At 37.1% G+C, this 26,275-nt stretch carries 15 protein-coding genes; 5 read left to right on the forward strand and 10 right to left on the reverse strand.

Translation table 11 applies throughout. The features are described 5' to 3' along the window. Positions 1-279 precede the first annotated feature (279 nt). The 4 genes from LVD51_RS00805 to LVD51_RS00820 all read left to right on the forward strand — a co-directional run bounded on the left by LVD51_RS00805 (position 280) and on the right by LVD51_RS00820 (position 8,102). A complete protein-coding gene (locus LVD51_RS00805; protein ID WP_236969265.1) occupies positions 280-3,087 on the forward strand; it encodes a TonB-dependent receptor in 2,808 nt (935 codons plus the stop codon). A gap of 24 nt (positions 3,088-3,111) precedes the next feature. Beyond that, positions 3,112-4,779 (forward strand): T9SS type A sorting domain-containing protein, encoded by a 1,668-nt coding sequence (locus LVD51_RS00810; protein ID WP_236969266.1) that lies wholly within the window; start codon positions 3,112-3,114, stop codon positions 4,777-4,779. 313 nt (positions 4,780-5,092) lie between these two features. After that, entirely contained in the window at positions 5,093-6,562 is a 1,470-nt protein-coding gene (locus LVD51_RS00815; protein ID WP_236969267.1) for a sulfatase family protein, read from the forward strand. Between the two features lie 25 nt (positions 6,563-6,587). After that, a complete protein-coding gene (locus LVD51_RS00820; RefSeq protein WP_236969268.1) occupies positions 6,588-8,102 on the forward strand; it encodes a sulfatase-like hydrolase/transferase in 1,515 nt (504 codons plus the stop codon). 2,272 nt (positions 8,103-10,374) lie between these two features. On the opposite strand, the gene LVD51_RS00825 is transcribed toward LVD51_RS00820, so the two are convergent. The 7 genes from LVD51_RS00825 to LVD51_RS00855 all read right to left on the reverse strand — a co-directional run bounded on the left by LVD51_RS00825 (position 10,375) and on the right by LVD51_RS00855 (position 21,786). Further along, positions 10,375-11,076, reverse strand: coding sequence for an NAD(P)H-hydrate epimerase (locus LVD51_RS00825; RefSeq protein ID WP_236969269.1), 702 nt, complete (start codon positions 11,074-11,076; stop codon positions 10,375-10,377). A 3-nt stretch (positions 11,077-11,079) separates the two neighbouring features. Beyond that, positions 11,080-12,696 (reverse strand): glutamate synthase-related protein, encoded by a 1,617-nt coding sequence (locus LVD51_RS00830; RefSeq protein WP_236969270.1) that lies wholly within the window; start codon positions 12,694-12,696, stop codon positions 11,080-11,082. A 310-nt stretch (positions 12,697-13,006) separates the two neighbouring features. Next, the gene (locus LVD51_RS00835) at positions 13,007-13,750 is read right to left on the reverse strand and encodes a 3-keto-disaccharide hydrolase (protein ID WP_236969271.1); all 744 of its coding nucleotides are present in this window, start codon (positions 13,748-13,750) and stop codon (positions 13,007-13,009) included. Positions 13,751-13,753: 3 nt separating this feature from the next. Then, entirely contained in the window at positions 13,754-14,794 is a 1,041-nt protein-coding gene (locus tag LVD51_RS00840) for a Gfo/Idh/MocA family protein (protein WP_236969272.1), read from the reverse strand. 160 nt (positions 14,795-14,954) lie between these two features. After that, entirely contained in the window at positions 14,955-16,448 is a 1,494-nt protein-coding gene (locus LVD51_RS00845) for a BCCT family transporter (RefSeq protein WP_236969273.1), read from the reverse strand. A 215-nt stretch (positions 16,449-16,663) separates the two neighbouring features. Then, a complete protein-coding gene (gene icd / locus LVD51_RS00850; RefSeq protein WP_236969274.1) occupies positions 16,664-17,884 on the reverse strand; it encodes an NADP-dependent isocitrate dehydrogenase in 1,221 nt (406 codons plus the stop codon). A gap of 464 nt (positions 17,885-18,348) precedes the next feature. Beyond that, the gene (locus LVD51_RS00855) at positions 18,349-21,786 is read right to left on the reverse strand and encodes a ThuA domain-containing protein (protein ID WP_236969275.1); all 3,438 of its coding nucleotides are present in this window, start codon (positions 21,784-21,786) and stop codon (positions 18,349-18,351) included. Between the two features lie 371 nt (positions 21,787-22,157). Between LVD51_RS00855 and LVD51_RS00860 the strand changes: the two genes are divergently transcribed. Further along, positions 22,158-23,999 carry an LTA synthase family protein gene (locus LVD51_RS00860; RefSeq protein WP_236969276.1) on the forward strand — a complete coding sequence of 614 codons (1,842 nt, stop codon included), beginning with the start codon at positions 22,158-22,160 and terminating at the stop codon, positions 23,997-23,999. 55 nt (positions 24,000-24,054) lie between these two features. On the opposite strand, the gene LVD51_RS00865 is transcribed toward LVD51_RS00860, so the two are convergent. The 3 genes from LVD51_RS00865 to LVD51_RS00875 all read right to left on the reverse strand — a co-directional run bounded on the left by LVD51_RS00865 (position 24,055) and on the right by LVD51_RS00875 (position 26,273). Further along, positions 24,055-24,543, reverse strand: coding sequence for a hypothetical protein (locus LVD51_RS00865; protein ID WP_236969277.1), 489 nt, complete (start codon positions 24,541-24,543; stop codon positions 24,055-24,057). A gap of 111 nt (positions 24,544-24,654) precedes the next feature. Then, on the reverse strand, positions 24,655-25,644 hold the full coding sequence (locus LVD51_RS00870) for a hypothetical protein (protein ID WP_236969278.1): 990 nt from the start codon (positions 25,642-25,644) through the stop codon (positions 24,655-24,657). 71 nt (positions 25,645-25,715) lie between these two features. After that, the gene (locus LVD51_RS00875) at positions 25,716-26,273 is read right to left on the reverse strand and encodes a thioredoxin family protein (protein WP_236969279.1); all 558 of its coding nucleotides are present in this window, start codon (positions 26,271-26,273) and stop codon (positions 25,716-25,718) included. Positions 26,274-26,275: the final 2 nt, after the last annotated feature.

Below are 26,275 nucleotides of genomic sequence, written 5' to 3' on the forward strand. Positions count from 1 at the left end.
TATATTAATGTTTAAATACTAGGTAAAGCAAAATGTATCATTTTATTAAGAATCCTATAAATCGATGACAAGATAGGCTTAAACTTCCAAGCTAGCTTTCTTATAAATCCCAAAATTGACTCAGAGAACATTGTTTTTACAAACCTTAAATGGTATTGAAGACAGCCGTATAGGCTGATTGTTATCAGTAAAATTAGTTTCAAACAATTTTAATTCCTATTGATCACGACTCGTAATGAGAATGTAGAGTCCTATGGTCTATAGTAGAAAACAGAATAGATGGTAGAGATAAAGAATTTTAGTTCTATTTTATGGGTAATCCTTTGTATGGTTGGTTTCAGCGTAGAAGCACAGCAGATTACTGGTTATGTTACAGATCAGAGTGATGGTTCACCTCTAATCGGTGCCAACGTAGCCATTAAAGGTACGACTAGGGGGGACTTTACCAACGTAGATGGTTATTTTCAGTTAAAGGTAGATGAAATTCCTGTTACCATTATTGTATCCTATTTGGGTTATTTGACGACGGAAATAATGGTCGAAGATGAAAATACTGTTAAGGTAGCTATGGTCCAAGATGCCGGAATTCAGTTAAGTGTAGTACAGATTCAAGGGCAGAGAATATCGGAAAAGCAAAAATTGGCACCGCTGACGGTGGAGTCCATGGATTTAAGAGCTATAAAAGAAAGTACCTCGGAAAACTTTTACGACGGATTGGGAAATCTTAAAGGGGTGGATCTCACTGCGGCAAGTTTGGGATTTAAGGTCATTAATACACGTGGATTTAATTCTACTTCACCGGTACGATCCCTTCAGATCATAGATGGAGTCGATAATCAATCACCTGGTCTTAATTTTTCTTTGGGCAATTTTTTGGGTTCCCCAGAATTAGATGTGCTCAAAGTTGATATTATTCACGGAGCCTCATCAGCTTTTTATGGACCCAATGCTTTTAATGGTGTAATATCGATAGAAACAAAAAACCCATTTTATCACCATGGTTTATCGGCCAGTGTAAAAGCGGGAGAACGGTCTCTTTTCGAATCTTCACTGCGATGGGCAGATGTCATTAAAAACAAAGAAGGCCAAGGGTATTTTGCATATAAAATAAATTTGGCCGTCCTGCGAGCCAATGATTGGGTAGCCAATAATTATGATCCCATTGATGACTCTAGAGTGCCTGCTGATAATCCAGGAGGCTATGATGCTGTCAATATTTATGGGGATGAATATTCCGCTTCTGGAGATTTTTCTTCTGTTCCGCTATGGCAGTTTCAAGGCTTGGGTAATTTTTACAGGACTGGCTATAAGGAGGAAGATCTAGTGGATTACGATACTAAGAATACCAAGGCCAATGTGGGACTTTATTGGAGATTGTCACCGGATAAAAAAGAAGAGTCATCGGAGCTGGTTCTCAGTTCTGCTTTTGCCAATGGAACGACGATATATCAAGGAGATAATCGATTTGCCCTCAAGGAAATACGATTCTTTCAGCATAAGGTAGAGTGGAGAAAAAAAGACCGTTTTTTTCTGAGGGGATATGTTACTCATGAAAATGCTGGAAAGTCTTATGATCCTTATTTTACGGCCTTAAGAATGCTAGAGGAAACCAGGGCTACTCCCAGTTGGAATGCATCTTATCAAGGATTTTGGAGTTCAAAGATTATTCAAGATTCGGTGTTGCAAGCTGGTTATCCCCGATTGATTAGGAAAATAGATGAAAATGGGAATTTAGTTTTTGAATTTGATCGCAATGCTGCCGAACAATGGTTAGTCGATCACAACGATGACTTAAGTCGATGGCATAATTTGGCTCGTATCAATGCCGATGAAAAGAAGGATACTGGTTTTGGTTCTCCTTATCTTCAACCAGGTACTGCCGAATACAATGAATTATTTGAATCCTTGATTTCCCAAAAGCGAGTAGATGGAGGTACTTTATTTGTCGACAAATCAGTGCTTTATCATTTACATGGTGAATATAAATTTCAAGATAAGTGGGGGATTGATGAATGGGTCTTAGGAAGCAATGCGAGATTGTATACTCCATATTCTGAGGGGACGATATTTCAAGATTCAATCGAGAGTATCAGTAATTTTGAATACGGAATATACGGTGGAATGAGTCATCAGATGTTTGATCGCAAATGGCGTGTATCCGCATCATTGAGAATGGATAAAAATGAAAATTTTGATTACCTCTTCTCTCCTGCCGCCTCTTTGGTCTACAAGCCCACAGATAACAATTTTATCCGGATATCATATTCTTCTGCTATTAGAAACCCTACCCTATCCGATCAATATCTATATCTAGATGTTGGGCCTGCTCTATTGTTGGGCAATCTAGAAGGCGCCCAAAATTTAGTAACCATTGAGTCATTGCTCACGTTTTTTGAGGAAGGACAAAATCAATCTTTTTTAAGGTATTTTGATGTAGATCCTATTCAGCCTGAAAAGGTGAGAACCCTAGAATTGGGTTATCGTACCACCTTGTATAAAAACATATATATAGACGCAGGGTATTATTTTAGTGTATATCGAGATTTTATCGGTTATAATATTGGAGGAATATTGGATTATAATTCCGCAACGGGATTGCTTCAAGGAGTAGATATTTTGCGTTATTCTTCTAATTCACAAAATGAAGTACAAACACAGGGAGCATCGATAGGGATTAATTACTTTTTTAAAGAGAATTATTCTTTGCAAGGCAATTATTCGTGGAACAACTTAGTGAAAACCAATACCGAGGATCCAATTATCCCTGCATTTAACACGCCAGAACATAAGTTCAATATTGGGTTTTCAGGACGAGATATCGTTATTGGAGACCACATCAATCCATTGGGGTATAATATTAATTACAAGTGGATCATTGGTTATGTCTTTGAAGGTTCCCCTCAGTTTACCGGTTATATCCCCACCTATGATTTACTGGATTTACAAGTTAACTACAGATTTGTTAAGGCGCATACCCTTATCAAATTAGGGGTCACTAATGTATTGGATAAACGTAGATTTCAAGCATATGGTGGTCCAAGGGTAGGTCGATTGGCCTACATCAGTTTAAATTATGAATTAAATTAAATGATATATTAAAACGGCATCATTATGAAAAAGCAATACATCACTCTGATATTAAGTCTATGGATGACTTTGGTCTACGGGCAAGAACGTTACTTGGAATACATTTTTGACGAAAGTGAAATATCGGTAACTCGAGATGTGGTTTATGGGCAAAATTTTTCAGCCCTACCCGTTCTCAACCCTCAAATTGGTCACACGCTTAAACTGCCTTTGATGGCAGATATTTATGCGCCATTGAATGACGACAATGAAAATCGTCCCATGATACTGTATTTTCATGCGGGCAATTTTTTACCCGTTCAAGTCAATGGGGGAGTCAATGGTACGACCAGAGATTCGTCTGTAGTTTTTGCTTGCAAACGACTAGCAAGATTGGGTTATGTCGTGGCATCAGTGGATTATCGATCCGGGTGGTTACCAACACATCCCGATCAATCTCTTAGAAATTTTTCCCTTATCAATGCCGCCTATCGCGGTGTTCAAGATGCACATACCTGTATTCGATATTTTAAGAAAACCGTGGCAGAAATGGGGAATCCATATGGAATCAATCCAGAGAAAATTGTACTTTGGGGTCAAGGTACTGGAGGCTATGTGGCTCTAAATACTGCAGCGTTGGATGACGCTGTGGAGATAGTGACGACTTCCTATCCGGAAGATAAATTTATCGGTAGCGATGCTATGGGAAATCCTGTACCCTTAGTTGCGGCATCCATTAATGGCAATATTTTCGGAACTACCAAGGGGGTAGCTCCGGCTGGTTATGCTTTTCCTCCGGCTGGAGATAGTCTGAGTACTATCAATCATCCGGGATATTCTTCAGAAGTACAGATGGTAGTGAATATGGCTGGTGCCATGGGAGATTTGTCTTGGATAGATGAAAATACCCCACCCATGGTTCTTTTTCATGTCCCTTCCGATTTATTTGCTCCTTATGACTCTCGTGTATTGTTGGTGCCCACTGCTATGGATGCTCTGCCAGTAGTGGAAGTGCAAGGTTCTTATCTAATAGCGAAACGACTGAATGAATTGGGTATAAATGATATTTTTGATGGCATTGATGATGTGTATACCCAGGCCGCAAAGGACGCTTCTGCTAAAGCTCATAATATTTGGGCGACGGGAAGTAATCCCGAAACTCAAAATGGTCATGATTATTTTGAGGGTTTGTTCCCTTTTAATACCAAAATTAATGTAATTCAATCGGGTTCATTTTCAGGTACTTATCCAGATAGTGCTCCTTGGGATTTTTGGGATGTAGATTATTGGAGTGGAATACCGAATAGCAATTTTGGAGGCGCGAGTTATCATCAATTGGTTTCTTTGTACAATCCCGATATGTCGAAAGAAAAATCATTGGCTTATATCGATACCTGTGTTTTTTATTTTGCACCCCGTGCTGTGCGGGCTCTTGATTTGGCAACTTCCAATACCGTTGCACTAACGGCTCAGGATGTTGGATTAAATATTTATCCCAATCCGGTATCTGCATATTTAAAGCTGACTACAGGGTTAGATTTTCCTATAGAAGGAGTAAGAATTTTTCAATTGGATGGCAAAGAAGTTTTGACGTTAAGGGGTATTAAGAGCAATGATTTAAAAATTGATATTGCCTCCTTAAGGTCAGGTCTGCACTTTGTACAGTTACAGACACATAAGGGTATAGTGGTAGAAAAACTTATTATTCAATAAATTGAAATTGGGATATTTAATGAAGGGTTATTAATTCCTAATAATGTAGAATTATTTATTTTAGTTTGTTAATGATTATATGCCGTTGATCTTGGTCAACGGCATATTTAGTTTTAATTACTATATATTTACCTAATGGTATATTTTGAAAGTTTATATAATTGTGTAATTTTAGGACGAAATCCATAGTTGAGTATCAATTTCTTGAAATATTTTTTGATGTTGAAAATCAACTGGATTTGTAAGTTTGAGGTAAAATAGAACTATGGTATGGTCACGTGGATCTAGTCTAAATTTTTTGATCTTTTGGAAGATGAAATGGAAATACAGGTCTATTTATCTTGGGCTGTCGGTCTTCCTTTCATTGAATTATCAATGCTTCGCCAATAAATTTATTGACAATACCTCATTACTATCTCCTTCTAAGTTAGCAGATACTACATTATTACCCAATATTATATTGATAATGTCAGATGATCAAGGTTGGGGCGATGTAGGCTATCAAGGTCATCCCTATTTAAAAACACCCAATCTCGATAAAATGGCCGCAAACGGTGTAGTATTTTCTCGATTTTATGCGGGATCGGCTGTTTGCTCCCCAACGAGGGGTAGTGTTTTAACGGGACGACATCCAATGCGATATGGTATTTGCTATGCAAATTGTGGTCATCTAAATAGAGAAGAAGTTACCATTGCTGAATTGGTTAAGGAAAAAGGTTATGCTACTGGTCATTTTGGTAAATGGCATTTGGGAACTCTTACCCGGGACGAAATAGATGCCAATCGAGGGGGAAGGCCGGAGAATGATGAACATTTTTCACCCCCGTGGCTCCATGGTTACGACACTTGTTTTGTGACTGAATCAAAGGTGCCAACCTGGAATCCCATGATTACTCCGTCGGCATCTGCAGGCGATGTGGGTTCAAGACTTACAGAAGGTCAACCTTTTGGTACGGCTTATTGGACTGGTCCGGGACAAAAAGCTGAAGGTAACTTAGAGGGAGATGATTCCAGAGTTATTATGGATAGAACAATTGAATTTATTGGTAATTCCATTAATGTTCAATCCCCTTTTTTAGCGGTAGTGTGGTTTCATACTCCGCATTTGCCGGTATTGACAGGTGAAAAATATCGTTCCATTTACAGTGATTTATCAGAAGATCAACAGCACTACTACGGCAGTATTACCGCCATGGATGAACAAATCGGAAGACTGAGGGATTATCTCAAGAGCCGTGGTATCAGTGATAATACTATCATAAGTTTTACCAGTGATAATGGCCCAGAAGGAAAATCAGTTTCGGGCAGAACCCAGGGAATAACCAATGGGTTGCGCGGTCGAAAGCGGAGTTTGTATGAAGGTGGGATTAGAGTTCCCGGGATATTGGAATGGCCAAATAAAATAGATGGGGGTATTACCATTGATCAACCGTGTTCCACTTCTGATTATTTTGTGACCATAGCCCATATCCTAGATATTGACATTGAAAAATATCAAAGGCCATTTGATGGTCAAACATGGTTGCCCTTTTTGGAGGAGTCGGGCCAAGAATATGTCAAAGGACCAATATATTTTTGGCTTAGAGATCAAGTGGCTATCGTAGATCAGCGGTATAAAATATATAGTGAGGATGGTGGTCAAAGTTTTAAATTATACGATATCACGGACTTGGATGGGGAAGAGGATGAATTAAATCTTGATATTGAAAAACAGAATAGAATTCTAAAATGGAAGGCCTGCCATCAATCTGTGTTAAACAGTAGTCAAGGTGGGGATTATTAGCAATAACTTTAAAAACGTAAATAAGATGAAATATTATCTCTATATCTTTTTATTTTGCCTCTGCTGGGGATGTCAGTCTACAGAGTCTACAGTTGAAGAAAGTGTAAATTCTCAGCCCAATATTTTATTCTTATTTGCCGATGATCAGACCTATGCTTCCATACAAGCCTTGGGGAATCGTGTTATTCATACGCCAAATTTAGATCGGTTGGTAGCTAAAGGAACGACGTTTAGTCACGCCTATAATATGGGAGGATGGAATGGTGCAATCTGTGTTGCTTCTCGATCTATGATTATTTCAGGCGCACATATTTGGAGGGCGAAGCAAAAAGACGAACGGTGGAGACAAGGTGATAGTCTTGCTCTCAATCAGACTTGGGGCAAACTTATGGAAGCAGCTGGGTATAACACTTATATGTCTGGTAAATGGCATGTTCAAGCACCGGCTACTCATGTTTTTCAAACGGTAAGGCATGTAAGGCCTGGAATGCCAGGGGATGCATGGGGGAAGAAAGGCGGTGGTAAAAAAGTTGCTGAGGCCATTAAAAATGGTGGAGATGTTGCGGCAGCTATGCCCATAGGGTATAATCGACCATTGGGGCCAGAAGATATTTCGTGGTCAGCTTCTGATACAAGTTTTGGGGGATTTTGGCAAGGCGGTAAACACTGGAGTGAAGTATTGCGTGATGACGCATTGGATTATCTCGATGATGCAGTAGGTAAAGAAAATCCATTTTTTATGTATATCGCATTCAATGCACCTCATGATCCTAGGCAGTCTCCACAAGAATTTTTAGACCTCTATTCATTGGATGAAATACCGGTTCCCAAGAATTTTTTGCCGGAGTATCCATGGAAAGAAGGCATTGGTGTGGGCCCTGGGCTGCGAGATGAAGCATTGGCTCCATTTCCTCGAACGGAGTATGCGGTTAAAAGTCATATAAAAGAATACTATGCTATTATATCTCATTTGGATCATCAAATGGGACTAATATTGGATAAATTGGAAGCTTCCGGTGAAATGGATAATACCTATATTTTCTTTACTGCTGATCACGGATTGTCGGTGGGACATCACGGATTAATTGGCAAACAAAATATGTACGATCACAGTATGCGTGTTCCAATGTTGGTCGTAGGACCAGATATCGAAGAAGGAAAAATTCTAAATCAGCAAGTCTATTTGCAAGATGTTATGGCTACTTCTCTCGAATTGGCTAAAATTAAAAAACCGGATTATGTGGAATTTCACAGTTTTGCCGATATTCTTCAAAATGAATCCATCCCTAGTCATTACGATGCCATGTATGGAGCTTATATCGATGTACAACGAATGATCCGAAAAGATGGCTTTAAGTTAATTGTGTATCCAAAGATCAATAAGGTTTTGTTGTTCGATTGCGAGAAAGATGCAGAAGAAATGAATAACTTGGCTGAAGATCAATCTTATCAATCACTAAAACATGAATTGTTTCAGGCGCTTATAAAAAAACAGGCTGAAATGGGAGATGTGCTGGATTTAAGTGGGATTACATTGTAGTGGTTTAAACTATATTGGTAATTCTTGAATTATTGGAACGGTAATTCTTTAATGATAAGTGAGATTATGGCGATTATATATTGATGATGCCATTGGTTAGGGTAAATGGGATTTAGGTGATGATTTTCGAAAGATGAGTATTTCTCGGTCTGAAAATATCATCCAGCTAAAATCGTATACGTAGTTGTAAATTTTATTTCTACTATTTACATAATAGCCTGTAACATAGTTATAATTGAATTTTTTTTGGTCTAGCAATATTCGTGTTACCTTCTTTTGTCTTATATTTTTTCCCATTAACTCAAGGAGGATGGATCGATTTCTGTGTAATATTTTGTCCGAAATTTTTGCTGCTTTATTGGTATCTCGCCTTAGGCTAAAATGATAGCGATTTTTGCATTGGATACTACAGAAAATTTTATCAATTCTACCGTGAAGAGGTGCTTTGCATATTTTACAGAGATTCTCCATACCATTAAAGTACAAATTATATTTTAAAATAATGGCATTATTGCTAGAAATATTTCATTTAAGTGTAAAATAGATAATTTATAATGAATTTGTCAAGGTTTTATATTGGGTTGAAATGCAAAATCTTGGTGAGGAATAATGTTAATGAAGGGCATTTGAAAGAATAAAAGGATTGATTGGAATTTCGGATTCCTATTTTATAATTTTCATAGCTCAAGGTAGAATATAGAGTCAACGGTTATTAACCGTTATTAACGGTTAGAGTATTTTTGTTTGTATAAATTATTAATATATAGTAGTTTATGTCTGTGAAGTGTTTTAAGATTTTATTTAAGAAGGGGGATAATTGTCAAGAAAGGCAGGAGTCGCTATTTCTTGGACCGCCTTCTAAATAAAACAATTGAAAATATATTTTTAAAACAGAAATATGTATCAACGGTTAATAACCGTTATTAACGGTTAACTGATTTCGCCTGATCTATTGTGTTGATAAATAGAGGTTTGAGGATGAATGAGTTTAATAATTTTCTTCAATTTAGGGTATTTGATTAAAAAATGTCTATAAAATTATTCAATCGAATATTGAACCTATGAAAATAAAAAAGCTCATGATTTATGGCAATATTAAGGGTCAACGGTTAATAACCGTTATTAACGGTTAACTGATTTCGCCTGATGTATTGTATTGGTAAATAGAGGTTTGAGGATGAATGAGTTTAATAATTTTCTTCAATTTAGGGTATTTGATTAAAAAATGACTATAAAATTATTCAATCGAATATTGAACCAATGAAAATCAAAAAGCTCATGATTTATGGCAAAATTAAGGGTCAACGGTTAATAACCGTTATTAACGGTTAACTGATTTCGCCTGATCTATTGTGTTGATAAATAGAGGATTGAGAAAGTAAGAGTTTAATAATTTTCTTCAAATTAGAGTATTTGATTAAAAAATGACTATAAATTTATTCAATCGAATATTGGACCAATGAAAATCAAAAAGCTCATGATTTATGGCAAAATTAAGGGTCAACGGTTAATAACCGTTATTAACGGTTAACTGATTTCGCCTGATCTATTTTGTTGATAAATAGAGGATTGAGAAAGTAAGAGTTTAAGATTTTTCTTCAATTTAGGGTATTTGATTAAAAAATGTCTATAAAATTATTCAATCGAACATTGAACCTATGAAAATAAAAAAGCTCATGATTCATAGCAAAATTAAGGGTCAACGGTTAATAACCGTTATTAACGGTTAACTGATTTCTCCTGATCTATTTTGTTGATAAATAGAGGATTGAGAAAGTAAGAGTTTAATAATTTTCTTCAAATTAGAGTATTTGATTAAAAAAATGACAATAATATTATTCAATCGAACATTAATCCAATGAAAATCAAAAAGCTCCTGATTCATAGCAAAATTAAGGGTCAACGGTTAATAACCGTTATTAACGGTTAAATGATTTCGCTTGATATATTGTGTTGATAAATAGAGGATTGAGTAAGTAAGAGTTTAAGATTTTTCTTCAATTTAGGGTATTTGATTAAAAAATGACTATAAAATTATTCAATCAAACATTGAACCTATGAAAATAAAAAAGCTCATGATTTATGGCAATATTAAGGGTCAACGGTTAATAGCCGTTATTAACGGTTAGAAGGTTTCTGCTTCTATATATTATTCATACATAGATGATTATATGTGTTTCTGATTTCAAAAATTTTGGAATATGATAATATAATTGAAATGCCATGATTCTTCAAATTCAGCATTTTATACATTTTGTAAAAAATATATGACTTATTCTAATGAACTTCTTGTTAGTTCAAATAACTGAGCTTCATGGTAGGGTGGAAATACGGTGTGAAATTGTTGATAAATTTCTTTTGGAATGCCTAGATCGGCTATATATATTTTTGTGGTATGAGCTAGGCTTTGTAGGATTTGCTTGGGAGCCGCTAGACTTATAACATGATGTGCTTTAAAGTAAGGATGATCTAATTCCTTAGTAATGCCTACTGGTAAATCTAATGAAGTCTTAATAGCTTTGGTTTTATTGGCTTTTTCAATGGCCTTTAATATTTTTTCTGGTAATGGCCGGCGTTGAGAAAATCCTAAGTAGCTGTCTACCCAGTGGTGGATTTGTGAAGGTAGGCCTACTTTTACACCAAATTTAATGGCTCGATCTAATTGCTTAAGCGGTAATGGCTTGTTGATGGCCATTGGCAAGTCTAAATATACAGTGTATCCCCATGCTTGCAATCTACGCGCCGCAACTAGGCCTCCACCTCCATTGTTGCCATTCCCAACACCAATAAGGATCTTGTGATCTATAGGACTAATACTTGCTACTAATCTAGCTAAATGCAGTCCGGCATTTTCCATCATTAGTTCAATTGGTAGTCCATAGTTTTCAACTGCAAAATAGTCCATCTCTTTAAAGTGTTCTAGAGATAAATATTCTCCTTCCTTCGGTTGGTATTTTGGAATCCAAGTATTCATTTATTATCCGTTTAACCCAATACCTGCATAATCTATTCCAGTTAGTCGATGTATGTCAAGATTAAAAGTAGATAAATCATTTTTAGAAAATTTTCTAAAATCATCATATCCGCAAGATCTTGAAATCACCTTCATCAAAGTGGTTGTAGCTTCTAAATAGTTACATAATTGTTTAGCGGATTCATCGATAATAAGTCTGGCTCGAAGATTTTCTTTTTGAGTGGCTATTCCTACAGGACAATTATTAGAATTACATGCTCGCATTCCAAGACAACCTATGGCTTGAATTGCTGAATTGGCAATGGCTATGGCATCTGCACCCAACATCATGGCCTTGGCAAAGTCTTCTGCTACTCTCAATCCTCCCGTAATCACTAAACTAATATCTTGTCGTCCTAATTGATCTAGATGCTTCCGAGCTCTAGCCAATGCGGGAATGGTGGGTACGTTGATATTGTTTCTCAATATAGTTGGAGCAGATCCTGTTCCTCCTCCTCTTCCATCTAGGATAATATAATCTGCACCTGCAGCAATAGCAAAATCAATATCAGCCTCAATATGACTTGCAGCTATTTTAAATCCGATGGGAATACCCCCAGTTTTTTCTCTCACCCTATTGCCAAAATCTTTAAAGTCTTCAACCGTTATAAGATTGGGGAATGCAGCAGGAGAAATAGCATTTTCACCAGCTTTTATTCCTCTTACCGCAGCTATCTCAGCAGTTACTTTGTTGCCAGGTAAATGGCCGCCCGTTCCTGTTTTAGCTCCTTGTCCACCTTTAAAATGAAAAGCTTGTGCCTTGATTACTTTATCCCATGAAAATCCAAATTGACCGGAAGCCAATTCATAGAAATATTTACTATTGTTAGCTTGTTCATCGGGGAGCATACCTCCTTCTCCACTACAAATACCGGTGCCGGCCATTTCTGCCCCTTTGGATAAGGCTATTTTGGCTTCTCTAGATAGAGCTCCAAAACTCATATCAGATACAAATATGGGTATATCTAGGATCAATGGTTTTGACGCATTTGGACCAATTATTGTTTGGGTATTTACCTCCGAGTCATCTAGTAATGGTCTTTTAGCCAATTGCGCCGGTAAGAATTGAATATCTTCCCATTTCGGTAACGAATTTCTATCCACTCCCATGGCTTCTGATGGACCGTGATGACCGTATTTTTTTAAACCATTTTGCGCCAAACTTTTTATATAAAGAGAGTATGGTTCAGTGTTCTCTGGATGGGTGTCGGCATAATCACCTAGATATTGATCTCGCTGAAAAGGCTGTGGATGTTCAGTTAAGTAGGCATTTATTTCGTCTTCTTCTATCCATACTTCATCTTCTTTGATGATAGTTGAAAATTTATGCAAGACTTCAGCATTATTGTATTCACTCACCCCGCTGTCTATTCGATAATCCCAACCGTGAAGACCACATATCAGGTTGTGACCATCGACATATCCATCTGCCATTAGAGCGCCGCGATGAAGGCAACGGCCATATAACACTGAAATGGTGTCGTCGTATCTGATAGCGACTAAATCCAATCCATTTATTTGAAAATGTTGAGGTTCTTTAACCTTTAAAGTTGAATATTCACATAATTTAATCAGTGCCATAGTTTCTTATATTGGTCTAATTTTCTAATTCCGTTCAAAAAGAGTTTAAATAAAAAACTCAATTTGTCTAAGTTAGTCAAACTATGTCAGAATTTGTATGGTCTAATTGTTAGTTGTGTAAATAATAATAATGACAAAACACTTATGTATAGTATATAAGAAAGTTTGCCTTAGGTGTTGCAATATAGTAATGGGTGTGGAATTTTTGGAATTTAAATGTATTACGTATAATATAAAAAAATCCCTAGTGTCTGGTAAGAGACACTAGGGACGGTTTATAAAAAGGGAAATTTTTATCTAGATAATTGTACTACAGTTTTCTGATTTTAATATTTCTAAACCAAGCTTCTGTAGTGTGGTCTTGTAACACAAGATGTCCTTTTCTCTTGTGGTGGTAATTGGGAATTTTTGCGAACTTACTTTTCTTATAAGCTTCCTCTAGAGCTTCAGATCCCAATTCGTAAGTCAATACCTGTACTCCATTTAACCAGTGTTCTACATGGTTGCCATCAACCAAGATTCTACTGGTATTAAATTCACCCAAAGGTTTAAGTTCTGTGTTGGATGGGGCAAACATATCGTAAAGACAGCCCGTGTATTGTGAAGGCTTTAATTTACCTGCATATTCTTCGTCGCCGTCATCAAGTAGTTGATATTCAAATCCGATAGCAGATCTCGACGATCCATTGGCTTTAGATATTTCTTTAGATACATTGTATTTGAGTCCACTGTTGCCGGCTTTAAAAGCTCGCCATTCAAAACTCAGTTCGAAATTGTCAAAGGTTTCAACGGTAATTAAGTCACCTCCAGTAAAAGGTTGGCCATCTTCTCGAGCGGGTACATCGCCTCTGTCCATTTTCTTCAATATACCGTTATCGATTTTCCAATAATTGGTTAAAATTGTATCACTTCCCAAACTTTCCCAGCCATCAAAATTTTTACCGTTAAATAAATCTATCCATTCCGATGATTCTTCTGTGGATTGAGAGTCAGATTGTTGACAACCTACAAACAATACCATGGTAAATACAAAAAAGGTATATATTCGATTCATATCTTATTGGGCTTTATTCATTACTTTTTCCATGGAAACATGTTTTCCATTTTTCTTCTTACTGAGATCTGCTGCTGTCATAAAGGCACATATTTCAATGGTTTCCTCTGGTCTTACAGGTACTATTCCGGTATCAAAATAGCTAGCGACTTCTTCTAGAAGCGGCATATAACCACCATAGGGTCCTAGGTTTAATTGACCTTTTTCACCAAATGCAGTACCGCCATATCCACCTTTAGGAGATCTCAATCCAGTGAAAGTTCCAATGCGTCCTCCTTCCCAGATTCCAGTGACTACATCGAGACCTTCGGTATGTGTTCTACTCACGGATTGACATCCCGTACCCATAACGGTAAACAAAGTCTCTACACCGTGAATGGCATACCAATACAAATCAGGATGAGTTTCCTCGTATTTGGCAGGACTAAATGTAGTCGCTCCCAACACTTTGCCAATTTCTCCGTTTTTCAACTTGTCCATTCCTCCAGTATATCTCAAGGATGATGATGACCATACGGGGATATTGTATTTTTCAGATGCTTCAAAAATCTTATAGGTGTCTTCTAGTGAGGCCGCAATGGGCTTGTCGATAAACACTCTTTTTCCTGCTTGTAGGACGGGAATCACTTGTTCTAAATGTCGACGTCCATCATTGGTTTCCAATAATATAACATCTGTTTTATCTAATAATGAAGCGATGGAATCTACGATTTCTACTCCTATTTCCTTCATTTGATCGATGTATCCTGGAATTCTTTCTGTACTGGATACAATGTCTTTACTACCATGTGGATAAGCTGCCACTACTTTATACCCCAGTAATTTAGGATTGGCATCCTCTTTATTCATTCCCTTGGCAAAAGCTATACTATGAGAAGTATCTAATCCAATGATTCCTACTCTTTTTCCCTTTAAGGCAGAAGAGTTATAACTAGATTGGAAGGAGGCTGCTTTTGAGATAAATGGAAAAGCCGCTAGTCCAGAAGTGGCCAATGCAGATTTTTTCAAGAAGTCTCGTCGGAGAAGGTTATTTTTTATACTCATAGATGTATTGGTTTCGGTAACGTTACCGAAGTTAGGTATTTAAAACGAAACCACCAAGATTAATAAGTCAATCCTGTAAAAAAAATGCCAATTACTTCTTTTCTTCTCTATTTTTTTAAATTAATATCTTGATTTTAACTGAATACCAATCACAATGAGATTACTTTGATTTCATTGAAATAAAATCTTTAAGTAATCGTATTACCATAATAATGATTAGGATAACCAAAGGAAGTGATGTGAGGATTAAGATTTTTTGCACGGCAATTAAGACATTGATATCTTCTCTGACATAGCCCAACCATAATAGGGCCATTCCCATACAGGCTAACAATATTCCCCAGACCAATCGATGACGCTTGGACGGTCGATATTTTCCTTCATCTGTAATCATGGCCATTACGTATATTGAAGAATCTAAAGAAGTAATTAGAAATCCGGCCAGGAGTGATATTACTACTATATTGATATAATCACTGGCGGGAAAGTGATTGAAAAATACAAAAATCGATGTGAATACATTGGAGAATTGATCAGGTGATTGAAGGGGATTTTCCAGAATCGAAAAAGCATTTTGCCCCATGATGCTAAACCATATAAAGGTGGTAAAACTAGGGATAATCAGTACTCCAAGAACCATTTGTCTTATGGACCGACCTTTGGAAATTCGCGCTATAAAGATACCGATAAACGGTGCCCATGCTATCCAGAATGCCCAGTAATAATAGGTCCAATCACTTAAAAATTCCTCCCCGGGATTATACGGTGGCAAAGCCAAACTCAGGGGTATGAAATCTGTGACATAGGCCCATAAACTTTCGGAAAATAGTGAAACTACATTGCCTAAGTTGGATTGGAATAAAAGCCAGAGAGTAAGGGCTGTAGTTACCATCATGTTTAGGTTGGACCATAGTCTAATCCCCTTGTGCAATCCCTTCCACGAAGACCACAAGGCAAAGCCTGCAATAATTATCATAATATATATGGTAGTGGAAAGATCCCATGAGGTGTTGGGATATAAGTGGGCTAGTCCGCCATTGATTTGAGTAACACCTAGTCCAAGTGCGGCAATTAAACCAAACATGGTGGTGAAGAGTACTAGAATGTCTGTTCCATGAATGACTTTTAGGGGCTTGGTTTCAGTCGTCCATACAGAACTTATCCTCACTGGTCTATTCATTCGAAATATGTAAAAGCTCACAATTAAAGCTAATATGGTATAAAATGCCCATGCTGTAAACCCCCATTGATAAAAGGTGAATTCCATAGCCATGATGGAGCGCGATTTATTCCCTCCTATCTCCAAGTTTTGCTGCATAAAGACCGGTTCTTGTACCGCTCTTAATAAGATTCCAGAACCCATGCCTGCACTGTAGAGCATGGCGATCCATGAGGCAAAGGAATATTCGGGTTTTTCTATACCTCCGATTTTAATAGCTCCGTATTTTGAGATACTCAATACCACTAAAATCCCTACACAGAACAAACCAAAAAATAAATATATCGGTCCAAATATATCTCTAATCCAAAGCGATGCAATCTCTACCCAAGAATAAAATTCATGGGCGTTAAGAGCGATAATCACAAGTAAAATAATGATAAGTAAGCTACTTATATTTAGTAATGTGACCTTGTTTTTTTTAGTTTTCTTCATTGGAGAGTGATATTCTTAAAGTGGTATTTGCAAGGTATTTAAAAAATATAAGTTTAAAGCTCTATTTTTTTATTTAATATAATGGTATTCAGTCTGATATATATTGAGTAAGTCTCTTGGTTGGTATGTGATAATTAAAAATGTATTTCATATCAAATAAAAAAAGCCGGATCGAATAATACGACCCGGCTTTTAAATATATCTATAGTCAACAATTACATGTTGGCAATGATTTCTGAACCAAATTCTGAACAAGACAATAAGGTTGCACCATCCATTAATCTTTCAAAATCGTAAGTTACTCTTTTAGAGCTAATTGCTCCTTCAACTCCTTTAATGATAAGATCAGCAACTTCAGGCCATCCCATATAACGGAACATCATTTCTCCAGATAGGATTACTGAACTTGGATTTACTTTGTCTAACCCAGCATATTTTGGAGCAGTACCGTGAGTAGCTTCAAATATTGAGGCACCTGTATGGTAGTTGATGTTGGCACCTGGAGCAATTCCTATACCACCTACTTGTGCTGCCAAAGCATCAGAAATATAGTCACCATTAAGGTTTAAGGTAGCTATTACATCATATTCTTTTGGTCTCAATAAGATTTGTTGTAAGAATGCATCAGCGATAACATCTTTTACGATCAATTCCTGACCATCTTTTTTAATGATCTGCCATGGTCCACCCTCATAGTCAGTTGCACCGTAGTCTTTTTTGGCTACTTCATAACCCCACTCTTTAAATTTACCTTCTGTAAATTTCATGATATTTCCTTTGTGTACCAAAGTAAGGGAAGCTTTTTTGTTATCTAAAGCATAGTCTATCGCTGCTTGAACGATTCTAGCAGTACCTTCTTCAGATACAGGCTTAATACCCAATGAAGATGAATTAGGGAATCTGATGTTGGTCACTCCCATCTCGTCGATCAAGAAGTTTTTCAATTTTTCTAATTCAGGTGTTCCTGCCAAATATTCGATACCTGCATAGATGTCTTCAGTGTTTTCTCTGAAGATAGTCATGTCCACATTGTTGGGTTCTTTTACTGGAGAAGGAACTCCTTGGAACCAACGTACCGGACGTACACAAGCGTAAAGGTCTAATTTTTGTCGCAAAGCTACATTTAACGATCGAATTCCACCACCTACAGGTGTAGTCAATGGACCTTTGATAGCTACTAAATATTCCTCAATAGCATCTAGAGTTGCTTGTGGCAACCATTCCCCTGTTTGGTCGAAGGCTTTTTGTCCAGCCAATACTTCCTTCCATTCAATTTTTTTCTCCCCACCATATGCTTTCTCAACTGCTGCATCAAATACTCTTACTGATGCTGCCCAGATGTCGGCACCTATACCATCACCTTCGATAAAGGGAATTACAGGATTATTTGGAACATTTAATTTTCTATTTTCAATCGTTATTTTCTGTCCGCTCATTATGTAGCTTTTTTTTAATTGGTAAAAAAATCGTGAACAAAGGTAAGATTATTTGTATTAAATCCTTATATGTGTATGACTTATAATTTGTTGGATTAATATTTTGTTAACGTGACATGTTGAAAGGATATAATATGTTCAATAAGCAAGAATGAATCATTAGATATCGACATCCTCTTATCTTTGCAGTAAAAGGGACATTAGATCATTGACTTTCAAACTGGGATTTGGGGCATTTCAATGTTTTTAAGAATGATATATTAAATAAAATTTATTATCTCCATCTGCTTTTTCTTAAAATAATGCGATTCAAAATATGAACCGGTCAATAGTGATAAACGCATTTGGTATAGGTAGAATTCTTTCCGTTATTTTAAAATGTAATTCGTATTAAAAGTAAAAAGGAGATGGCAACTATGGCTACCATCTCCTTTTTGATATTTTTTCAAACTGAGTTTTAAAGTTTAAGGCATCCATTCAATACCCATCAATGCCAACCCAACAGCTTTGTCGTTGTTGTCAGTGATGTTTATCCATAAATCACTTACGGCGTTTTCGTTGGAGGTATTAGATAAATTTTGACTGATTTCTAAGGGTTTTTTACTCTTGGCACCTACTCCAATGGTTTTTTCCATCAATATTTCACCAGTCGCACTGCCTTTTCGCAATTCAAAATGCCATCCTGCTGGACTGTCGTTGATGGCCGCAAAAGAAATCTTTCCCTTTCTAATATCGGTTAAATCTATGTCTTTAAAGTGTAAACTAGCTTTTTTGCCTTCGATGATGGCCAATTGGTGACCATCCACTTCGTCTTGTTTGCCACCTTTGATTTCAGAAGCATCGTAGGCCGACAAGAATGGTCGGGCTAAATATATGGTTTGGTTTCCCGACAGAGGAGCAGCATTCTCGCCTCCTTTGTCTTTATATGAAGCCGATATAACCAATACCCCATCTTCTGTAAATTTGTATTCCCGAGATGGATGGAAACTTCCCTTTACTGGTAAGCTGGGCTTTGATAAATTAGAAGCTGAAAGACCTAATATCCAATCGACAATCTTTGAAACTTTATCTAAAGGAAGATCTGGGTGAGCTGCCATAGCTACTTCACCCCATACACCACTACCTCCTTGGATTACTTTGTCCACAAGGTGTTCTTTGGCTTTGTCTTGACCCACATATTTTTTAGATATTTCCATATAAGCTGGACCCACTGATTTTTCATTTTTCTTGTGGCAGGATGCACAATCTAGTCCAGAAATTATTCCCAATACTTCTAGTTCTGGGTCTATACTTTCTTGATGCCCCAGAGTGGTGGATGCCTTGTCCAAACTTTCAACATAGTCTTTGTCCACTCTGATATTGGCCATTTCTATGCCAGAGTCCATTGACCCATCTTCCGCATCGTTTACTGAAACACTATAGCGCAATGGTTTATTGGCAAAATAATATTGTTGATTTCCTTCAATTTCAATGGCTACTTCTGGTCTTGTATTGCCGGCCACAATGGTGTAGTGTTGACTTGCATTCTGGCTACCGTGTATATCACTTACTTCTACATATATATTGTGCTCACCTGCATCCTCTATTTTCAATGTATATTGAGGTTCTTCAGTGGTCGCTACGGTCTGACCATTGTGCTTCCATGTATAACTTATTTTGTCACCATCGGGATCGTATGAACCCTCGGCTTTCATTTCTATGGTGAGTGGAACTTGACCGGCGGATCGATCTATGGCCAATGTCGGTTGTGGAGCTCTATTGCCGCCATTGTATTCTATGCGGACCAGACTGGAATTGGCATTTTTAGAAAACCATCCACTACCGTATTCTATCATATACATTTGACCATCTGGTGCAAATTCTATATCGTTGATACTGAAAAATTTTGTGTTTGGCATAAAGGGTTCTATCCGCATTATATCACCTTCTTCATTCATGGTGACTACCTTAATCCAATTCCTAATCCATTCGTAGATAAACAGCTTGCCATCGTAATAATCTGCCATCCTCGTCTCCGCGGGATAAAATTCTGGATAGTACACTGGGCCGGCCATGGCGGTTCGACCACCTGATCCCAAAATGGGAAATTCTTTGGACGTATTGTAGGGATACCAGATAAATGCTGGTTGTGCAGGGGGTAATTCTGTTAAACCAGTATTGTTTCTTGAATTGTTGACTGGTTTTTCTGGGTCAAAACGCAGTTGTGATTCACCAATATTAAAATCATATTGCCAATAAGGTTTGTTATCTCCTACAAAATATGGCCATCCAAAGTTACCTGCCTTTCTGGCTTGATTGACTTCATCGTGACCTCGAGGTCCTCTGGTGTCTAGGCTATCCGCTCTGGCATCTGGTCCTACCTCACCCCAATAGAGGAAGCCTGTTTTTTGATCCACTGATATCCTGTATGGATTTCTATTCCCCATTACATAGATTTCCGGTCTTGCCTTTGGATTGTCCGGTGCAAATAGATTGCCTTCAGGAATGCTATAACTTCCATCTTCTTCTACTTTTATCCGGATAATTTTTCCTCGTAAGTCGTTGGTATTTCCTGGAGCCCTCCTGCCATCGTATTGTTCTTTTCCAGGTCTGTCATCAAGAGGGGCAAACCCATTAAGATTGATAGCATATCGCTCTCCAGTTACCTTATCTTTTTGGTTAAATGGAGTGGTGTTATCTCCGGTCGAAACATAAAGATTGCCTTCTTTGTCAAAAGCTATTGATCCACCTGTGTGGCAGCAGATATCTCGATCGGTTTTTACATCGAGAATAACTTGCTCGGAATCCATGTCCCATTTATCATCTTTAAACTGAAATCTGGATAGTCGATCTACCGATACACCTACCGGGGAATAAAATACATAGATCCAATGATTGGTATCGTAATTGGGGTCTACTTGAATCCCCATTAGTCCAGTTTCCACATTTACATTGGGAGTATCTGTCTTAGAATATACCGGTATGTCCACCAATTTTTTCAATTCTTTCATGGATTGGTCGTAATATTGAATACCACCTGTCCTTTCAGAAATCAAAATATTATTATTTGGGAGAATGGCTATTTCTGTCGGTTCTGCTAGACCACGAGCTAGTATAACTTTGCTAAATCTATCTTCATCTGGGGGATAGTCAGACTTCACTATACTATAGTCCAATTCTGTGTTTTCACCAATGGCATAGGAAATCCCAGCGTAGAGGAGGTCAAGAAATTCGACTTCTTCAAAGGACGAAGAAGTATGACCAAACTCCATGTAAAATGATCGACCACCGTCATAATTGTGGTACCATACCATGGGATGATGGCCATTGCTGCCACCTTCATAGGAGGATTCGTCTATACTCACTAGGACATTGACATGATCTGGAGTCTGGACAAAATTATACCATTCGTCCTTGCGATTCCACGGTTCAGGGAGTGATTTAAGGACGGGGAAAGCTGGATCTTCATGAACCAGTAGTTTGGCTTCTTGGATTTTTGGATGACTTTTGAAATAGGCCCCTACCAATTGGCCATACCATTTCCAATCGTATTCGGTATCGGTAGCGGCGTGTATACCAACAAATCCACCGCCAGCTTGAATGTATCTTTCAAAAGCAATTTCTTGATGGGTATTTAAAATATCACCAGTTGTATTCAAAAAGATAATGGTAGAATATTCTTTTAATGACTCATCGGTAAATAGCGAAGCATCTTCCGATGTGGTTACTTCAAAACCTTTTTCTTTGCCCAATTTCACTAAGGCTTTGGCTCCATCTTCAATACTGCTATGTCTAAATCCTTCAGTTTTAGAAAACACCAATACCTTGGGATTTCCTTCTCTTTTCTTTGGTCCACAACTTACAATAAGGATGGCTATCGTAAAAAGTGATAAAATTCTGAGGTATATTAAAGCTTTTTTCATAATAAATATTAACGAGGTATGTGTTTTTGAAGAATAAAATTTGAAAGTAATAAATTGCCGTTAGAATCAGTAATATTATTTTAAAATTACTTTTATAAACCGCTAGCTTACTGTTTTGTTAGGTTAAAATTTAAAATTGCGTTTTTAATTTGGTGTAAATTCACCTACATTTATTCATTAGTTTTGAATATTTAATTCATCTAATAAATTACGGTTTTAGATCTTACATAGTCATGTATTACCTGTTGAAATCCAATATTGTTGTTCTTCGTTATTTAATGATAAAATAATTTTCCTAGGAAAGAATTCTTTATGTTTATATGATAGAGTCGATTAAACAAAAATTGTTTGGGTTTTTAAGCTACATTTTAATGTGGCTGTTATATTTTGTATTGGCAAGGGGACTTTTTATGTTGTTTCACCTTTCCCAGACTATACAATTAGATCTTCAAACAATAGCAGGTAGTTTTTTTTATGGGTTGATTTTGGATATTTCTTTTGCGGCTTATTTATCGGTATTGCCCTTTCTATTTTACATTGTTTCGTTTTATATTTTTAAAACATGGATAAATAAAGGGATAAAAATATATACCACTTTTTTTGTGATTATATTGTCGGCATTGATGATCGTGGATATGGGATTATACGAGGCATGGGGAATCCGACTCGATTCCACACCGATTAATTATCTAAACACACCCAAGGAAATGTTGGCCTCAATTAATTATACTCAATTAGTTTGGGCCATTTTATTCTATTTAGCCGTAGTATGGATAATATTAAAACTGTTTAATCGATTGGGATACCAAATGATGAAACCAGTTTTAAAACCGCAGTTAGGAGAATTGTCCTTATATTTATTCTTATGGGTGGCTTTAATTCTACCGATAAGAGGTGGTTTTCAGACCATTCCTGTAAATCAGAGTAATGTATATTTTTCAAATCATATGTATGCCAATCATGCTGCGATAAACTTTGCATGGAATTTTACCCATTCTTTCATCGACCGCACCTATGATACGAGTAATCCATTTAATGATATGGAAATGCAGTTGGCCAATGAAAAGTGGCAATCTTATATTGCTGATTTGCGAGCTCCATTATCCAATGAGGAGAAAGGAGAATGGTTGAATTTGACCAAGCCCAATGTATTGTTGATTATATGGGAGGGATTGACGGCAAAGGCTGTAAGACCATTAGGGGGATTAGCTACGGTGACTGAAAATTTAAATCGATATGCTGCTGAAGGTTTGCTATTTACCAATTTTTATGCCAATGGAGATCGCACTGACAAAGGTTTGATTAGTTTGTTGAGTGGATATTATCCTCAGACTCAAAAATCTATTATCAAGGTGCCCAATAAGTCTAAATCCTTGCCCATGTTGCCCTTAGAAATGAATGCTTTGGGGTACGACACCAAGTTTTATTATGGAGGCAATACCAATTTTGGCAACATGAATACCTACCTTAAGTCAGCAGGTATTTCAGAAGTGATTGGTGGGAACCAATTTCAAAGAAAAAATTGGAATTCAAAGTGGGGGGCTCACGATCATATTTTATTTAATAGGGTATTGAAAGATATGGGAGAATATCGATTCTCAAAACCATTTTTCAATATTGTATTGACTTTGACCAGTCATGAGCCATATGAGTTTCCCGGTCCACAAAAGTTTGGCATGGATACCAAAGAAAATAAGTATCTCAGTTCTTTGGCTTACACAGATCAAGCCTTAGCTGATTTTCTCGATGAAGCTAGAAAACAACCTTGGTGGGAAAATACCTTAGTCATAATCACTGCTGACCACGGTAATCCATTGCCTAAACATCCCGACCCTTACAATTCTCCGGCCAAATACCATATTCCTATGATATGGACTGGAGGAGCGGTAAAAAATCCTGGACGAATCGTCGAAAATATCGGCTCACAAATAGATTTGAGTTATTCTTTATTGGATTTACTTGGTGGTCAGACTAGTGAGTTTGTATGGAGTCAGAATATTTTGCATGAAGCTGATCGTCACTATGCCCAATATATATACAATAATGGCTTCGGTATATTAGACAAGAAAAATGCGGTATTATTCGATTACAATATCAATAGTTCCATATCCAAACAAGGTCGTAGAGCTGATGAACTGGAAGAATTAGGTAAGGCTATTACTCAGACAGCCTATCAAGATTATTTGGATAGAGGAAAGATCACCATGGAGTGATAAATTTATTTGATATTAAAAGAATAGTGGTATAGTGTAGAAAAAATCGAATGGTCTAGCATTTCCCAACCCCGACGAGTTGAATAACATCTCGGTATTCTCCCCCATCGACCTTCATAGATCCTTTGTATTCTATCCATCCACCGGGTAACTTGTGTTCTTCTTTGATTTCCAATTCTATTCTGATATTATGCCCCTTAAACTTTAAAAGACGGTGATAGGCGGCTACTTGACGGTTGTAGATGATATCTAACTTAATCTCTTTGCCTTCAGACATGATGATGCCGTAGTCATTCATATCGGTTTTGAAGATACATAACTTATCCTTCATTCTGATTTCGTCGAGGGAAAAGTATCCACCACATTTTTTGGCGTATTCGGTATGAAATTCCTCGAGTTCTTCCAGTCCCGATTCTTCCATTTTAGTCTCCTTTAATTTAAGCTTCGCCTGTTCGGATAATGCATTTACTTGAGTTTTCTCATTGTTACAGCTTCCCAACAAAAAAAGGCTAAATATAAATAGTAAAGCGGATAAGTGTTTCATAGATAAATCGTTTCCCTAGTCACTAATAATGATGACAACAGCAGTACAATAACTATGCCTTAATATATTTTAGTATATATCAGCATTAGCAATATGAAATTGAGATCTTATTTATCGAGTAATCAAACCAATTAAAGGCAAGTTTATTTGACCGTCGGCCATCCATCGAATAAGAAAGACTAAGGCAATCGATACGACTAATCCCAAGGTAACCTTAGCCAAATCTGCACCTACATTTTTCCATGTCGCTCCCGATAGGTTATTTAATCGTACTCTAATGGCCAATTCTCTACCGGCCAATAATCCAATAAATACCCAAGTTGTACTCATCGGTAAATTATTTAATTCCTTAAAGTAGAGTAATACTAGGGCATAGATAAAATCAACAATGGTAGCTGATCGAATGTCTGCGGTATTGGTTTTAGATTTGACAATTTTTTGAATGGCTCCACCTTTACTGTAGAAGATGTAGGCCAACATAGAAAGTATAATTGTGAGGGATAATAACAGTTCGTTGAAGCTAATTTTACGCGGTAGATATGCGTATATATTGGCAAAATCCTGAATGAGCCATTGAGACCAAAGAAATCCTGTGGCTACCCATTGAAGGATGGTCCAAGTTTTTTTAGATTTATTGGTAATGCCGTTGGAAAGAAATTTTTTCTCTACCCAATTTGTGATAATTAAGTACACAATAAAAGCTCCCGCAAATGCTACAATGTAACCCAGCAAGGATTTGAACATCATGTCATTGAGGTTTTTCGGGCTAAAGAAAGTCAATACCATAAAGGAAGTACTCACCGGAATGCCGACTCTTGTAATAAACATCAATACTAATGGGGGTAGAATATAGTACCATGCCATAGGTTCAGGCATGGGGTATTTCGATAATCTTGCATATGAAACATCTCCATTGTTAATGTACCAGCCATAAATCAGGGTGCCAGTTAGGATGATCCCGGCAAATGCCCAAAGAACATACCACTTTTTTTTACCATTTGAATTGATAAAGGTACCCAGAGTTTGAATTGAATCATTTCCGACTACTGCGTAAGAGGCTAAAATAAAACCTACCCACATCACAATTTCTGGATTTAACATACAAGCGTTTTATGAATGGCAAAATTACGAAAAAGCCAAGGTCTCTTTCTACGTCCAATGTTAACTTAAGTTTAAGTTTTCCACTTGATGTTGCATCCACCGCTAGGAACCTGTCTCTCATTGACTTTTTCTCCATTCAAAATAGCGTCTAAAGCTTGTTTAAAATCTCTACCAGTAACTGGAATATCCTTTTTAGGTCTTGAATCGTCGTATTGACCGCGATATGATAATTTGAGATCCTTATCGAAAATATAAAAGTCTGGAGTACAGGCCGCATCGTATGCTTTAGCTACAGACTGATCTTCATCATAGAGGTAAGGAAATGGAAACTGAAGAACTCGCGCTATTAGATTCATATTGTCTGGACCATCATCTGGATATTTTTCTGCATCGTTAGAAGAAATTGCTATAAAGGAAACCCCTTGATCGATGTAGGCATTAGCCGTATCAACGATATCGCGAAACAAATGAATCACATAGGGACAATGATTACACAAAAAAATAATAACGGTTGCTCGATCTGAGGCCAAATCAGACAGTGATTTTTTTTGTCCATCAGTGACATCGAGCAATGTGAAATCTGGCGCCTTGGTCTGTAAAGGCATCATGTTGGATAGCGTATATGACATTT

The sequence above is a fragment of the Membranihabitans marinus genome, assembly GCF_021729155.1.
In the GTDB taxonomy this organism is placed as follows: Bacteria; Bacteroidota; Bacteroidia; order Chitinophagales; family Saprospiraceae; genus Membranihabitans; species Membranihabitans marinus.

Bases quoted from the DNA above. Each gene is read 5' to 3' on its own strand.
- LVD51_RS00805 (WP_236969265.1), top strand. From the start codon at position 280: ATGGTAGAGATAAAGAATTTTAGTTCTATTTTATGGGTAATCCTTTGT.
- LVD51_RS00810 (WP_236969266.1), top strand. From the start codon at position 3,112: ATGAAAAAGCAATACATCACTCTGATATTAAGTCTATGGATGACTTTG.
- LVD51_RS00815 (WP_236969267.1), top strand. From the start codon at position 5,093: ATGAAATGGAAATACAGGTCTATTTATCTTGGGCTGTCGGTCTTCCTT.
- LVD51_RS00820 (WP_236969268.1), top strand. From the start codon at position 6,588: ATGAAATATTATCTCTATATCTTTTTATTTTGCCTCTGCTGGGGATGT.
- LVD51_RS00825 (WP_236969269.1), bottom strand. From the start codon at position 11,076: ATGAATACTTGGATTCCAAAATACCAACCGAAGGAAGGAGAATATTTA.
- LVD51_RS00830 (WP_236969270.1), bottom strand. From the start codon at position 12,696: ATGGCACTGATTAAATTATGTGAATATTCAACTTTAAAGGTTAAAGAA.
- LVD51_RS00835 (WP_236969271.1), bottom strand. From the start codon at position 13,750: ATGAATCGAATATATACCTTTTTTGTATTTACCATGGTATTGTTTGTA.
- LVD51_RS00840 (WP_236969272.1), bottom strand. From the start codon at position 14,794: ATGAGTATAAAAAATAACCTTCTCCGACGAGACTTCTTGAAAAAATCT.
- LVD51_RS00845 (WP_236969273.1), bottom strand. From the start codon at position 16,448: ATGAAGAAAACTAAAAAAAACAAGGTCACATTACTAAATATAAGTAGC.
- icd (WP_236969274.1), bottom strand. From the start codon at position 17,884: ATGAGCGGACAGAAAATAACGATTGAAAATAGAAAATTAAATGTTCCA.
- LVD51_RS00855 (WP_236969275.1), bottom strand. From the start codon at position 21,786: ATGAAAAAAGCTTTAATATACCTCAGAATTTTATCACTTTTTACGATA.
- LVD51_RS00860 (WP_236969276.1), top strand. From the start codon at position 22,158: ATGTGGCTGTTATATTTTGTATTGGCAAGGGGACTTTTTATGTTGTTT.
- LVD51_RS00865 (WP_236969277.1), bottom strand. From the start codon at position 24,543: ATGAAACACTTATCCGCTTTACTATTTATATTTAGCCTTTTTTTGTTG.
- LVD51_RS00870 (WP_236969278.1), bottom strand. From the start codon at position 25,644: ATGTTAAATCCAGAAATTGTGATGTGGGTAGGTTTTATTTTAGCCTCT.
- LVD51_RS00875 (WP_236969279.1), bottom strand. From the start codon at position 26,273: ATGTCATATACGCTATCCAACATGATGCCTTTACAGACCAAGGCGCCA.